We start from the raw sequence: 15,690 nt of genomic DNA, 5'->3' as shown, positions 1-15,690 counted from the left end.
AAATTTTAACATTAAATTAAACAAATAACAAAGGAGATAAACATGAAATTTAAAAAACTTTTATTAGTTTCAAGTTTATTTACCTCATTTACTTCATTAGGTGTTGCAGCCGCATGTACAAGCGAACAGAACCAAACACCTAGTGCTGATGAGAGTAAAAAAACTGAAACCACACCAGTAGTTGAAACTCCAACTAACACTCAAACAGCAGGAGAAACAACTACAAACCAAGGTGATTCAAATAACAATTCTACAAATGAAAACGGATCATCAACACAAGGTGGAGATAACTCAAACGGAACAAGCTCAACAAATGAAGAAACATCAAGCAATGGAGAGAACCAAGGTTCTACTGAAGGTTCAGAAACACAAGCTGGTGAAAATTCTTCAGAAAGCAGTGATAAAATCGTTGTTACCGCTGATTTAGTATCAACACTTAAAGAACAAATTAGTCTATCAAAACTTTATAAACCTTCATATACTGAAGATGATTATGCAAGATATGGTCAATTATTGATTCAATCTAACAATGACAATGGGACATTTTTAAGCGATAAAATGGCTCCTAGTGTACTTCAAACTTCAGCTGAAACAATGTCTACAAAACTTGCTTATTTAGCGGAACTAGCTCAAAAAGTAAACGCATACTTTGAGGCTCAAGAAGACCAAAGATCAGATAAATTAGCAGAATTAGAATCTTACGTAAATGACCTTAAAGATGATGTTAATGCTTTACTTACAGCTGATAATCAAGATTTAACCAAATACTTAAGTGATGAAAAAGCCTTTTTAAGATCATTAGTTGACGCAGCATCAGATAAAGTTGCAATGTATGAAAGAGTAAGAACTTACGTAAATAAAGTAGTAAACCCAGTAGTTTTATTCAATAGAAGAAATTATCCAGATAATTTAAGATCTCAAGCAGAACAGTTTGCAAGAGATAACCGTTCTAATTTAGTTTTTGCCGCAGGGTTAACTGAAGTTAGAAAATTAGCTACATCAAGAGGTCTTTTCTTGGTGAATAAAAGAACAGTTCAAGCATATCTTGAAAGTCCTATTTCAGAAGGTGGAGGAAAAGAAGCTGTTGAATATGTTTTAAATACTTTATATCCAACTCTAGAAGAAGGTAGCGAAGATCAAGCTTTAGTTAGATATTTAAAATATGCTGTTGAAACAGTTAATTTATCTAATATTGATATTATTTTAATTAATAAACTTTATGGAAAACACAAACTCGAAGTGTTATGAGAAAATAGAAACACAGAACCAACATTTGGTGGTGGTTCAACAACCCCTAGACGTTCAGCAGAAGTTTAATATTAAGCCCATCGGGCTTTTTTTATATTCACAAATATTGGTATAATTCTTTAATAAAGGAACAAAAATGAACAAAAAGAAATTATTATTTATTCCATTTGCAGGAATAATTCCTGCAGCTGTATCGGCAGCATGTAGCACTGTAGCACAAAAAGAGGTTAATTTAAAAGAAATTGAACTAAAGATTCAAATTTTAAATGCAGATAATGTTGAGATTCAAACTCTAGATGATCAAAATGTTTCAACAATTTCCGCTGTAAATATCACTATTGATCCAAAGTATTCCGATCTTGTGAATGCAAAAGACACTAACTATCAAATTCAAGGAAACAATTTAATAGTAACTTATACTTTAGAAGATAAAAACTCAAATAAACAAGAACAATTTACTAAATCATTTTTAGTAAAATCAACTAAAACTCAATCAAACACTCAAAGTGAAACTAATGCACCAAAAGGAGACGTTGCTACATACTTGGAGCAAGAAAGTAAGCTAGGGCATTTGCACAATGGAGACTATCAAGAGTTTGTTCTTCAGTTATTTAAATATATTGATTTTCAAGGAAAAGATAAAGTTTTAAGTTACCCGGTAATTAATGATTTTTACCAAAAACAAATCTTACCGCTTACTTCTAAATATTTTATTAATGAAATTGAAGATACAACATTTTGAAATACTAAAGTAACTGAATTATCAAATTCTTTAAATGATATTAACTTACAAAATGTAAAAGTTTATACACAATTAAAGATATTAAATGAAATTTCAGACAAAATTAATGAAATGAAATTGTTTAAAAATCAAAATTTAACATTACCAAACTTCATTAGTTATTCATCATATAAAAAGACATATCTAGATCCTCTTTTAGAAGATGAATTATTCAATTTAGATGAACAAATAAAAAGTAAATATTTACCAGTGTTATTAGAAAATGAAAGTGAATTAATTCAACTTGATGAAGGAGATCCTGATTCAGAATATAAAACATATATTCAAGAATATCTAACAAGAGAACAACTTTCTAAAGTTCTTACAGTCGAATACGTTAATGAAGGAATTGAACTAATTAACAAAATTAAAAACGAATTAGCCGCAAAACACCAAAGCGATTTATCCGAACAAGCACTAAATTCCACACAATTAGAAAATGTTAAATTAGTGCAAAAAGCTTTTGAATTTATTAATCGTAAAACTTTAAACTATGATTTTTATCTAGCTGATATTGCTTTAAGCCAATTATCTAGAACTCACTTAGAATTTTCAAAATATTTACTTGATTATCACCAAGGACAAATTGAAAATATTGAGAATTTACTTTTAAATGCGACCGACAAATTACACAACCAAAAAATTGTGGATTTTACAGTTAACAATTTAAAAGACTACATTAATAAAAATGTCGAATTTTTAGCAGAAAAAATTAAAACCCACTTTTTTGATTCAGTAAATGATTTGTATAGTTTCATTTACCAAAGCAAAGCAATTTTATCAGCTAGTGATTTTAATTTAGACTCACAAAATGTTCAGAATTTATTAGATGAATATCGTTCACAGTATCAATTTTTAAAAACCAATGAACAACAAATTCCTCAAAGTGAAGAAAATACAAAACTTTTAGAGTTAGTAAATCAACATTCACAAGTTTTAGAATCAATTTTTGAAGTTCAACAACCTAGTGTATATGTTTATCAACATACCGCACCAGTTACAAATATTTTAGAAGCTCAAAATTATTTACTTTACTCTCTTGATAAAAAAGTTTATCAAGCAATCGTTCAGCTAAATAATAACTTTGAAGAAGCTGAAAAACAAAGAATTCGTTTAGCAATAAATAACACAATCGATGAATACATTAGAGAAATTGATGCATTTTTAGATTCAAATAATTCAGAAAGCTTTTTACACACTTATCAAAATAGAACATCAGACAGTTATTATACAAACGATCAACTATCTGAAGATGTGGCAATTTTAAACGAAGTTAATAATTATTTAAATACTTTAAAAGGACAATTAAATTCTAAAAAAGAAGATCGATCATTTAATTCGCTAGAAGAATTAAGAGATTTTTTTGCTCAACATTATATTAACTATACTTTTGACTCAATAACCAAATATCCACAAAAAACAAACATTCAACTTCATGATTTAATTAATGAATTTGCTCAAAAAACTTTAACTGTAGAACAAAGACAAATCTTAAACAATAAAATAGGTTCATTAGACCAATACACACAAAAAACAGTACAAATGTATCATCAAGAACTTGAAGATTTATATAATCAAAAAGTTCAATATACTAATAATTTTGACGAAAATGAGTATTCAAGAGACGATTTAAGATCTGACATTAATTTACTTAAAGAAATTTACACTCAAGCAAAAGCAAATAAAGAAACTTTATCAAGTGTTTTAAACAGTGATTCTTACACAGAAAAAATACAATCATTTGAGAGCAGTTGAACTCAACATTCATTTATTAGAGAGCAACTTCAAAGCAATCCTAAGTGAGCCAAATATCAAGATTCAAATCTTAATTCTTCACAAATAGCTTCTCAAATACGAGAAAAAATTGATTCTTTAGAACAAACATGAAAAACTCAAACTCAAAGCAGATTACAAAATAAAGTAAATAGCACCAATACTTATATTCGTAATCTGGCTTCATATATAAGAATTGTTCAAGACTCTAATTTTAATAACAGATTGCGTTCTAAACCAAACGCACTTCGTTATTTTATTCAAAATCAAAGAGTATTAATTTCAGCTTTGAATGAAACCTTACCTTATGCAAGTAGCAATTTAAGATATGTTAATTTACTTATTCAAGAAGGTAATTCAACACAAAATAACGATGGTCTTGAAGTTTGAAGAACCGGATTTGTTAACTCAATTATGTCTCAAGAAAATGTTAATGCATCAAACAAAGAAATCCTTTCTTCAAATCATACAAGCAAACTAGTTAAGTATTTTGTGTCAGCCGAATTGTTAGCAACTGAAACAAATAAAGATGCTAAAAATGCTAATGATATGTGAGTTGAATTTGTTCGTTTATTAAATGAATAAAACCAAAAAACACAAAAAACGAGCTTAAAAATTTCAAACGAAATTAATTATTAAAGAAAATTAAATTAAATATTTAAAGGCCAAAAATAATTGTTTTAAACAGTTATTTTTGTTTTTTATGCCCGAAAAATAGCAATAAAAATCTTTTTTACCAGTTAATAACTTTATTAATTTTTTTAAAAAAAACTTATATAATTTTATTATTAAAAAATAAAAAGGCAATATTGTGCTCGCACAATGTTTTGTCTACAAAATACATAGGAGAAAAAATGCGTCTTAAAAATAAATTAATCTTAGGTGCTTCAACAACCTCATTAATTCCTTTAGCTGCTATGTCATGTTCAAATGAAAGAACAGCTGAAGAAAATAAAGCTATTGTGAATGCTGTTGCATCTTTAGTTCAAGTTTCTGTATTTGACAAAAACTCAGAAGACAAGAACGAAAGAGTAAAAACAAACATTAGCGATGTATACTCATCATACGTTAAAAGTGTAAGAGATGTTAAATTCCACGGATTCAACCCAGACAAATATCAAGTTGTAAACGCTGAATTTGAAAACTACAATGGATACACAGTTGTAAAATATCAACTTCAAGATATCAAAACAAAAACTACAAGCGATCAAAAATCATACACAATTAGAGGATTCAAATTAAATCCTAACTACTTTATTTCATTAACTGCTCTTCAAGAAGCTAATGCTGAATTATTTAAATCAGAAATGAGAGCAGAAGCAAACACCGATGTTGCTGCTAGAGTTAAAGAATTTAAAGATCTTGAAAGTTATGTTCCAAACGTAGAAGGTTATACAGCTGATCAATTTAATAAAGATTTAAAAACTCTTGAAGATTACTTGAAATTCTTACAAAATAGATTTGAAGTTGAAGGATACTCAACAGACTTTGAAGTTGAATCTCTTGGGCAATACTTAGAACACGAAGTTGATGATTTTGAAACAATGTATCCAGAATACAAAGAAGCTCTTCACAGATTGTTATCACTTAAAGCATCAGAATACTTAAACAACACAAACAAAAATGGATTATCAGATAAAGACTTTGACACTTATGTTCAAGACTTTAGAGATAAAGCTCAATCAATTAAAGAAAACCCTTACTGAGTTAGAAAACCTGAATTAAGAGAAAAATATTCTGCTGATTTAGAAGCTGTTTTAGATGAGCTTGACACTTTACAAAGTAAAGATGAAAAATTCAAAGACAAACTTCAAGCTGTTTTAGAACAATACAGTGAATTAGATCTTCCTTTAGAAGATAAAATTAAATACGTTACTTTAAAACTTCTTAACTCAGAAAATGGCGGAAACAAACTTTTAAATGATATTGAAGCTGAATTAAATGCTTTACGTGATGCTGATCAACAAATTCCAGCTACAGATGAAGAAAAAGCTGCATCTGATAGATACAAATCATGAATTAGAATTGCACAATTAGAACTTAAATACGTTACAAGAAAACTAGGTTCAACTGATGCTCAAAGCGAATTTGCTTATGCAGGAATTACAGAAAACACAAATGAAGTGACTGCTGAAGAAGGAAAACAAAAAGAACTTGAATTCTACAAATCATTTAGAGACACTATTACAGAAACCGAAAATTCATGATACTCTCAAGAACAATTTGATAAAGATTTGGCAAAACTTGATGAATTCTTAACATTCTTACAAGCACAAAATGTAACTGATAAAGACACTCCAGCTACAAAACACTGAGTATTTGATGTAAATAATAAATACGATGTATATAAATATAATGTTGACAAATTCATGGAATTAGAACCTGAATACAACGAAGCAATCGACAGATTAAATTCACTTGTAGCAAATAAATACATTAAAGATCATGCTGATCAGTACGAATTACAAACTCTTAAAACTAAAGCAAATGAATTAGTTGCTAAATTCGAAGAAATTACTAAAAAACCTGAATTTAGAGGACTTGAATCAGCTGTTATTAGATCATTTGGTGATTACGATAAAGAAAAATTTGCTAAAAAACTTTGAGAAGAAGAATTTGAATCACTTGGACTTAACCAACTTGGTTCTTCAGAAAATGCTAGAAGAATTATTTTAGGTTTAGTTGAAGACCCTACAACCCAAGTTGTTCAAGATAGACATGCTGCATTCTTATCTGCATATAGAGTAAATCCTAAATATGTAACTAAAGCACGTGAATTTATGCTTAAAGATTACTTGGATCAATTAGATTCTGTAATTAAACATGCAAAAGCAGAATATGAAAAAATGGCTAATGCTGATATCACAGAAGAACACAAAGCTACTGCCAAAGACATGCAAAGATGAATGAGAATTGCTCAAGTATCACTTCCTGTTTGAAGAGGTGTTACAGGCGATCAAATTGATTATGCATCAGTTAACCAAAAAGAAGCTGATTACTGAAAATCTTATGATTTAAGTAAATACCCATTATATTCATCAAATCCAGAATTATTTAATTCAGATCTTGCTTACTACATTAAATTCTTAGAATTCTTACAATCAGAAAACGTTAATAAAAATGACGAAACAAATATGTTTGTAATGAATTCAAAAGCAAATAAATTTACAGCTGAATCATTAACTAAAGAAAAACACTACTACGAAGCTAACGTCGACTTATACAAAATGAGACTACCTAAATTCAGAGAAGTGTTTGGAAGATTAAAAGGACTTGCTGCTTATAACTGACTTGCAACAGGAACAAATTCAGATCTTGTTACACCTGAAGCAATTCAAAGACTTTACGAAGAAACAAAAGAAAAAGCTCAAAATATTTTCTTTGTTGATATGACAAATCCTGACGCAACTGAATCTGCTAATAAACCAACAGCAGAACCAGGAGCAACTAACTATACAGCAAACTTCCCAATTGTTAAAAAATTATTCCAAGAATACATGACATTAGCTGGAGAAACTTCAGAAGCTAAAACAAAACTTATTGATGACAGAAACTACACATTTGCAGATTCTGATTTAGCACTTCGTGATAGATATTTTGAATACTTCTTATTAACAAGTGTAAATCAAGCATTACAAGCTTTAGAAAGAGCTTATGCATTAACACCTGTTACTGAAGATCAACACAACCAAATCGAAGATCTTAAAGATTATCTTAAAGATTTCAAACCTGAAGATAAAGCTAAATACCTTGAAGATCTTAGAAATAAAGTTTACACAATGCTTACAAGACCAGATTCATTCCCTGGTGGACCTGAAGGTGATAAAGCTAAATACTCTGTAGATAAATTCCTTGGAGAAAACTACAATACAGAAAATGCTTCAGAATACAAAGGTGACTTAAGAGATGTTGCTAACTTCTTGGATTACTTAGATCAATCACAAGTTGGATCTTTACAAACTGTATTACCTAAAAACGCTAAAAATGAAGATAAGCAAGAATACAGTACAAAACAATATTCAGACAATGAACTTGCTACATACGTTGAATTAGAGAAAAAATTCAGAGAAGCAATGACAAGAATTACTTCATACGTTGCTGAATCATTCTTAGAAAAAGAAACAACTGATCCAAGATTTAAAGATACCGAAGACAAACTTAAAGAACTTATTGAAAAATATGTTGGATACTACACAACAGATAAAACTTCAAACGAAGAAGCTTTAAAATCTCCGTCTTTTGCAGAAGAAATTGCTGAACTTGATAAAATGTCTGCACTTCTCACTGAAATTAAAGAAACTGGATACGATTTTTCAAAATTAATCAAGGACTACTTTATCGGTCTTCCTTCAGATAGTGTAAGTGATAAAAACTACATTAGAATGGAAGAATTATCTAAATTTATTCTTAAATTAAGAGCATTTGAAGCTCACTTAGAAGAATACAAAAATGGTCAATTAACCGATGCTGAAAAAGCTGATTTAACCACTAAGAAAACTGAACTTTCAGATAATGAATATGCAGGACAAGATCTTGATAAATTATCTAAAGATTTATTAGAAGTTAATAAAGAATTCTTACATGATGATCACGAAGCTGATCCAGCAAACCACATCAAAAAACACTCATACTCAGAAAGCAATTTGGTTGACGATGTTAAATTAATTGTAAACTTCTACAAAGAAGCTGACAGATTACAAGCATTAATCAAAGCTGCTGAAGATCAAAATTCTTCAAGACTTTACAGAAAAGCTCTTGAACAATACAATGGAGCATACTCACTTGCTAAAGCAGCATATCAAGGTGCTCTTGAAAGAATTTACAACAATAAATTAGATCTTTACAAACTTAAAGCTAAAGAACTTAATGAACTTGCAGAAACTGCAAAATTCGATACAGATGTTCAATCAAATAACAGAGACGCTAGAACCGCATACGCTACAGCGCGTGCTACTCAAAAATCTCTTCTTACATTATTTGCATTAGATATTAAGAACGCTGATGATGCTAATGTAACTGAAGAACAAAAAGTTGCTACAGCTAAAACAGTACTTAATGGAAGTGCTAAAGAAGGAGAAACTCCTGCTGCAAAACTTGCAAACATTACAAATGCAATTAACAAAGAATTAAGATTATTTATTTTAAACGTAAAACAAACTAAAGACGCATTAGATGAAAACACCAATTCATCAACAACAACTTCAACAAATTAATAATCAATAAATAATTCAAACTAAAACAGAGATTCACCACCTCTGTTTTTTATTGCAAAAAATGTGCATAAAAAAACTTGCATTGCTGCAAGCTATTTTTTAATAACCATGAATGTTTCACCCATTTTAACTGTTTTAGGTGATACTTTAAAGTTTTTTAATTTAGAATCTGAAGTTACAATAAAGGCGATTCTAGTATCAAGATTTTCTTTTTTCAGAACTTCAAAATCAATATCAATTAAATTATCTCCTTTTGATACAGCTTTGTTTAAAGATAAGTGTGATTTAAATCCAATTCCATTGATTTTGTAACTATCAAGTCCAAATACCATCAACACTTCTAAACCGTTTGGACTTTTTAAAATCATTTGATTTTGAAAAGCTGGCATCATAGTTAAAGTTCCAGTGAATGGAGCAAGTAAAGTAACTTTTGAAGTTTCTTGATGTTCTAAAACAAATCCTTCACCAGCTAAACCTTCACTTAAAATACCATCGTTTAATTCTTGTAATTTTTTAATCTCTCCGTTTAAAGGAGCAATAAGTTGAACTTCTGTTAGAGTTTTTTTATCAAAAGCATCTAGTTGCTCTTCGTGTTTTTCTTCTACACAAAGTGGATCTTGATTGCATTCAGCTTCTCTTCATTCAGCAACATGTTTTTTAATTTCTTGATTTAAACCTTCAGCTTTAATTCCAAATACTGCTTGGACGTGTTTTTGATCTTCGTACACAAACACATCAGCGGCTCCTAAGTTTTTTAATGTTTCTACATTAACTAAAGTTACATTTTTAACATCATATCTTAAACGTGAAATACAGTTATTAAATCCTGTAATGTTATTAATTCCTCCAAAAGCATCAACGATTTTTTTGGCGTATTCTTTGTTAATTTCACTTAATGATTGTTGTGTTGACATAGTTCCTCGCTTAATAAATAATAAATTTGTTTATATTATAAATAATTTTATTTGTTTTAACATAAACGCTTAAAAGTGTTGTTTAAAGTGTAAAAATTTTACCACAGCAAAGAACCTTTAAAAAGTACAAATTTTGTATAATTTAAATAAAGTATTTATTTAAATACACTTAAAGGGGAAACATTGAAAAATAGAAATAAAATTATTTTAACAGCAGTAATCTTTGTGTTGTTTAGTCTTTCTTTTATTGGATTGTTAATTCCTCTTGTTATTTACAGAGATAACACTTATGTGTTATTTGGATTATTGTTAGGAATTTTAACAGTGTTAAGTGTTGAAGCGGCTGTGCTTTATTTTCTTATTTCACGTTTTGTCAAATCGCGTGAATTAATTAGAAAATCATTTAATTCTTTTATTGAAGATACCATGGCCAATAACAATATTGGAATTATTATTTATGATTCAGGACAAGAAATTGTTTGAAGTAGTTCATTTTTAAAATCGAAATTTAAAAATGATTTTATCGGATGAACAGTTGAAGATTTCTTTAATAAATTTCACAAAGACCGTAAAAAAATCGATCTTAATGAAAACAGAATTGAATTCTCAGATAGCAATAATATTTACGAAGCACAATTTTGGCCAATTTCTAGCACCATTGTAATTCGGGATATTTCCACTGAGCATTTGTTTAAAACTGAAGCTTGAGAACAAAAACCAGTCATTGGAGAAATTGAAATTGATAACTTCCAACTTTATCAATCAATTTTATCTGAAGAGCAATTCTTTCGTATTAACAAAGCTGTTATTGACACCATTGAAGATTATGTTAAAAAATATAACATCATTTATCGTCAATACACCAATGGAAAATTTATTATTTTCGCCAACGAAAAAACTTTAAGCCAACTTAAGCAAGAACACTTTGATTTGTTTATGAAACTTAATCAAAGAGATATAGCAGATGTAAATAAATTATCATTGTCAATGGGATTTGCAAGTGGTTGAAGTTCTCTGAAAGAGCAACTAGAACAAGCTAAAAAAGCTCTTTTACAAGCTCAAAGCCGGGGAGGAGATCAAGTTGCGATTTTCTCAAATACCCATAATCCAATTTACTTTGGTTCAAATTCCGAAATTGTAGCTGACAATAGTCGGACTAAAGTAAAAAATATTGCTTTAGAAATGAAGAAAAAACTGCTAAGTGATGAAATTGACAAAGTTATTATTTACGGACATTCTATTGCTGATTTAGACGCAATAGGAGCCGCTTATGGAATATATGAAATTGCCAAATCATTTAATAAAAAAGCTTACATTGGAAATATCACATTTGACAATACCGCTTCATTAATGATGAATGAAATGAAACAAGTTTTATCAGAACCTTATTCAGTTAAAACTATGGATGTATTAACTAAAATGACCAACGAAAAAACAATGGTTGTGTTTGTGGATAATTCCGATGTTGCTCGTACTGATAATCCCCATGCTTTAGTTAATACTGATAGAAATAATGTCTTTGTGTTAGATCATCACCGTGTAGGAAAAAGCGTGGATTATTGTCCAAGAACAAATGTATATATTGATACAACTGCTTCATCAGCTTCGGAAATTGTTACTGAAATTATCTCTTTCATTGAAAATAAAGTTAATATCAGCACAACGGCTGCTCAACTACTTTTAAATGGTATTTATTTAGATACCAGCCAATTTTCTAAATCAGTTTCCCAAAGAGCTTTCGCTGCTGCTGGATATTTAGAGTCTAAAGGTGCTCGCGGATCTGTGGCAGGAGAGATTTTAAAAATTGACAATAAAACACGTGAAACCGTTGAAAACATTCTAAAAAATCTTACTGAAGTTAAACCAGGATTTTTCTTGGCTTATTCAAATATTGAAGCTTCAAATGATACTATTTCAATTGCTGCTAATGAAGTTTTAAAAATCAAAGGAAGAGTGGCTTCATTTGTAGTTGCTAAACTAAAAGAATCTAAAGTTCCAAACACTTATAAACTAAGTGCTAGAGGAATTAATACTAATGTGCAAATTATTTGTGAATCAGTTGGTGGTGGAGGACACTTTGGTGTAGCTGCAGCTGTTTCTCAAGAAGAACTTAGTGTCTTTGTAGATAATATAAGACACGCAATTATAATGACAGGAGAAAGAAAAAATGAAAGTAATTTTAATTAAAGATTGTAAAGATGGAAAAGCAAATACTATAGTAGAAGTTTCAAATGGATATGGAACTAACTTTTTAATCAAAGGTGGTTATGCCTTACCTTACAATGAAAAAACTGCTAAATCATTAGAAAGAAAATTGCAACAACTTTCAGCAGATGAACACCAAAAAAGAAGTGAATATATTGCTTTAAAAGAGCAATTAGAACAAGTTTTATTAAAATTTGAATTAAAAGCAGCTGTTGATAAAAATCACAATTTAAATGTTCATAAAAGTGTTTCAACTAAGGAAGTACACGACGAATTGAAAAAACTTGGTTACAACTTACCAAAACATGCATTAGAAAAAATTCACTTTGTATCTGAAGGTAGTCATGAAGTAATGGCAAATTTATACAAAGATATTAATGCAACAATAAGATTGGAAATTACAATTAATGTCACAAAATAATTTTGAAAAAAACTCTCTTAATTTAATTGAACCTTTTTTAAATCCAAATACCTCTTTTCAAGATGACGAAATAGAAAAAAATGTTTTAGCATCAATGATTTGAGATGAAGAGATGCAACAAAGAGGAGTTCAATATCTTAAAGAAAATGACTTTTTCATTTTGGAAAATAAACAAGTTTTTCGCTATATCTTACATTTGAAAAATACAGCAGGAAGTGTGTTTCCGTATTTTGATTATGCTAACTTAATTGAGAATTTACCAAAAATACAAAATAACAATGCTTTTTCAATGATTAATGAATTGCTATTATCACTTATTTCTTCAAAAGTGGTTAATGAAACTCATTTTTTAAGCAATATTGAAAAATTAATTGATTTTACTAAAATGCGTAACTTAGAAGCATATTATGCATATGAATTGCACAAAATTCAAAAACCTAATGCTAATTTGCAATGAAAAGAAGCTTATTCAGATATCCAACAATTTTTATCTGATAATGGTCAAAATTCAATTCAAAGTAGTAGTTTTAAGCATCTAAGAGAAACCTCACAAGAATTACTTAAATCAATTGACGAACGCATTATTGGAGAAAGTGATGATAAATCACTTAAAACCAAATTTGAAGCAGTTGATAAATATGTTAATGGTTTTAAACCAGGACAATTTATCGTTTTAGCGGCTCGACCTGGAATTGGAAAAACTGCTTTTGCTTTAAATATTGCTCGTAATATTACTTTAGATAATATATTGCAATCTAATTCGCAGGTAATTAATTCTTTAGGAGAACAAAAACGCAAAATTCGCAATGTTGCTTTTATTTCGCTTGAGATGCCAGCTAGTGAATTAACCTCAAGATTTTTATCAACTCATTCAGGTATTCACTTAGATAAAATTCAAGATCCAAAGAAATTAAATTCAATTGAAAAAAGTAAATTAGACGCTGCAACATTGTCTTTTAATGATATGCATGTATATTTTGATGATGTTCCAACTAGCAGTATTGATGATATCACTTGAAAATTAAGATTGCTTAATAAAAATCTTAATTATGAACTAGATTTAATTATTATTGATTATTTACAATTAATATCTGGTCCTGATGGAGCAGGAGGAAATCGTCAACAAGAAGTTTCAATTATTTCAAGACAGCTCAAAACATTAGCTTTAGAGCTTAAAATTCCAGTTATGGCTTTATCACAATTATCTAGAAGTGTCGAAACACGTGAAGATAAGCGTCCCCAATTACACGATTTAAGAGAATCTGGATCAATTGAACAAGATGCTGATATTGTTATTTTCCTTAGTAGAAATAACGATTCTAAAGAAAAAGATATGGTGTATAACACCTTAGTTTCTGTTGCTAAAAACAGAAACGGACAACCAGGTATTGCTGGATTGCAATATAATGGATCTATCGTTAGTTTTAACGAATTTATCAAAGAAAATTAATAAGGAGAATCATGGAACCTATATCCCATTTACACATTAACAATTCTAAGGAGGGTGCTTTATGAGTTTAGGATTGTTAATTGGGTTATCAATTGTTTTATTTATTTTGTTTTTACTTAGTGCCATTTTTAGTGGAAGTGAAACTGCATATAGCACTATTTCAGTGGCTAAAATTAACCATATGGTCGAAGAAAAAGTTCGCAATGCGAATTTAATTCAAAAACAAAGAAGTAAGTTTAATCAAATCTTAGGAACTATTTTAATTGGAAACAACATCGTGAATGTTGGTTCATCAGTATTAACTTCTTTTTTATTGGGATTGGCTTTTGATAGCAACAGTGTATGACCAACAGTGATTTCAATTGCAATTGTCACTCCGATTTTACTTATTTTTGGTGAAATTGGTCCAAAACTAATTGCAAAACACAATCCAGAAAAATACTTGCAAGTTTTTGCTCCTTTTATTGAAGTGATGTACTGATTTTTATGAATTTTAACTTTACCAATTAGTAAAATTGGAAAAGAATTATTAGTCACTCATACTGAAGATGAACTTAAAACAATGATTAATTTAGCCCAAAATGAAGGGGTTCTGCAAACGGCTGAAAGTATATTGGTAAAAAATGCTTTGGACTTAGATTCAACCAAAGTGCAACAACATTATGTTCGTTTAAAAGATGTTTCTTATTTAGATTATCGAGATAATGTTGCTAAAGCCCATCAATTATTTAAAGAAACCAATTATTCAAGATTACCAATTATGAAAAATGATAATTTAATTGGAATGGTTATGCTTAAAGACATTTTTCACCTTAAACGCGGAAAAGTAATTAATTACATGCAAACTGTGCCTTACATTTCTGTTAACTCTTTATTATCTTCGGCTCTAGATAAGCTCAGAAAAGCAAGAGCTCAAATGGCGTTTGTAGTTGAAAATAATAATTCAACTAAAGTTAAAGGAATTATTACTATCGAAGATATTTTAGAAGAAATTGTGGGTGAAATTTATGATGAGCACGATGATGATGAAGAAATTTATGAATTATCATTAGAAAAATCACAAGTGCAGGCCGAATTATATGTTTATGATGTGTTTAAGCAACTTGACATTGAAGTTTCTTTACTAAATGAAGATGAAGAAGAACTAACTTTAGAGCAGTATTTACTTAAGAAAACAGGCGATAAAAAGCTGTACAAAAAAACATCATTTGTTTTAGATGAGAAATATCAATTCAAAGTCATTTCAATTGCCAAGGACAAAAAAAGTCATAGCATTATTGAAATTAACAAACTTTAGAAATGCCTTAAAAGCATTTTTATTTTTAAAATAAAATTTGCGTTTTTAAAGCGATAAAGTAAAATTAAAATATAAATATTTTAAGAGGTCATTATGGACATTAAAAAATTACTAAAAACCACTAAAGACGATAAGAAAAATTCAGAATCAAAACTAGATCCTGAACATTTGATCAACTTACGTAAACAAGAAATTAATCGTATCATAGCTGCAAGTTATGATGATCAAGGTCAAGTTTTACCAGAAAAAACTCATGAACAATTACTTCAAGAAGCCAAAGATAAAAAAAGACGTTTTTGATTAAACATTATTTATATTGGCGTGATTTTGTTAACAATAACTTTATTATTACTTGTATCATACGCAATAGGAAAATTCGCCTCATAGT

The 15,690-nt window shown here is 29.1% G+C and carries 9 protein-coding genes; 8 read left to right on the top strand and 1 reads right to left on the bottom strand.

What is annotated here, in order from left to right; genetic code table 4:
• Positions 1–42 precede the first annotated feature (42 nt).
• The 3 genes from EXC45_RS01755 to EXC45_RS01745 all read left to right on the top strand — a co-directional run bounded on the left by EXC45_RS01755 (position 43) and on the right by EXC45_RS01745 (position 9,015).
• Positions 43–1,317, top strand: coding sequence for a hypothetical protein (locus EXC45_RS01755; protein WP_036433785.1), 1,275 nt, complete (start codon positions 43–45; stop codon positions 1,315–1,317).
• A 67-nt stretch (positions 1,318–1,384) separates the two neighbouring features.
• A complete protein-coding gene (locus tag EXC45_RS01750; RefSeq protein WP_036433787.1) occupies positions 1,385–4,387 on the top strand; it encodes a hypothetical protein in 3,003 nt (1,000 codons plus the stop codon).
• A gap of 269 nt (positions 4,388–4,656) precedes the next feature.
• Complete coding sequence (locus EXC45_RS01745; RefSeq protein WP_036433789.1) at positions 4,657–9,015, top strand: hypothetical protein; 4,359 nt, start codon at positions 4,657–4,659, stop codon at positions 9,013–9,015.
• A 92-nt stretch (positions 9,016–9,107) separates the two neighbouring features.
• Here the strand turns inward: EXC45_RS01745 and EXC45_RS01740 are convergent, their stop codons facing one another.
• Entirely contained in the window at positions 9,108–9,929 is an 822-nt protein-coding gene (locus tag EXC45_RS01740; protein WP_051616927.1) for a PTS glucose transporter subunit IIA, read from the bottom strand.
• Positions 9,930–10,112: 183 nt separating this feature from the next.
• Here EXC45_RS01740 and EXC45_RS01735 point away from each other — a divergent pair, with 183 nt between their 5' ends.
• The 5 genes from EXC45_RS01735 to EXC45_RS01715 all read left to right on the top strand — a co-directional run bounded on the left by EXC45_RS01735 (position 10,113) and on the right by EXC45_RS01715 (position 15,689).
• Entirely contained in the window at positions 10,113–12,116 is a 2,004-nt protein-coding gene (locus EXC45_RS01735) for a GGDEF domain-containing protein (protein ID WP_036433791.1), read from the top strand.
• Positions 12,097–12,555, top strand: coding sequence for a 50S ribosomal protein L9 (gene rplI, locus EXC45_RS01730; protein WP_036433793.1), 459 nt, complete (start codon positions 12,097–12,099; stop codon positions 12,553–12,555). Before EXC45_RS01735 ends, rplI begins: the two co-directional genes overlap by 20 nt.
• On the top strand, positions 12,542–14,005 hold the full coding sequence (locus tag EXC45_RS01725) for a DnaB-like helicase C-terminal domain-containing protein (protein WP_036433795.1): 1,464 nt from the start codon (positions 12,542–12,544) through the stop codon (positions 14,003–14,005). Before rplI ends, EXC45_RS01725 begins: the two co-directional genes overlap by 14 nt.
• A 61-nt stretch (positions 14,006–14,066) precedes the next feature.
• The gene (locus EXC45_RS01720) at positions 14,067–15,302 is read left to right on the top strand and encodes a hemolysin family protein (RefSeq protein ID WP_036433797.1); all 1,236 of its coding nucleotides are present in this window, start codon (positions 14,067–14,069) and stop codon (positions 15,300–15,302) included.
• Positions 15,303–15,395: 93 nt separating this feature from the next.
• Positions 15,396–15,689 (top strand): hypothetical protein, encoded by a 294-nt coding sequence (locus tag EXC45_RS01715; protein WP_036433799.1) that lies wholly within the window; start codon positions 15,396–15,398, stop codon positions 15,687–15,689.
• The last annotated feature ends 1 nt before the right edge of the window (position 15,690 follow it).

Origin of the sequence: Mycoplasmopsis columboralis, from assembly GCF_900660675.1 — a bacterium.
Taxonomy (GTDB): domain Bacteria; phylum Bacillota_I; class Bacilli_A; order Mycoplasmatales; family Metamycoplasmataceae; genus Mycoplasmopsis; species Mycoplasmopsis columboralis.
This window is presented reverse-complemented; position numbering and strand designations above follow the sequence as displayed.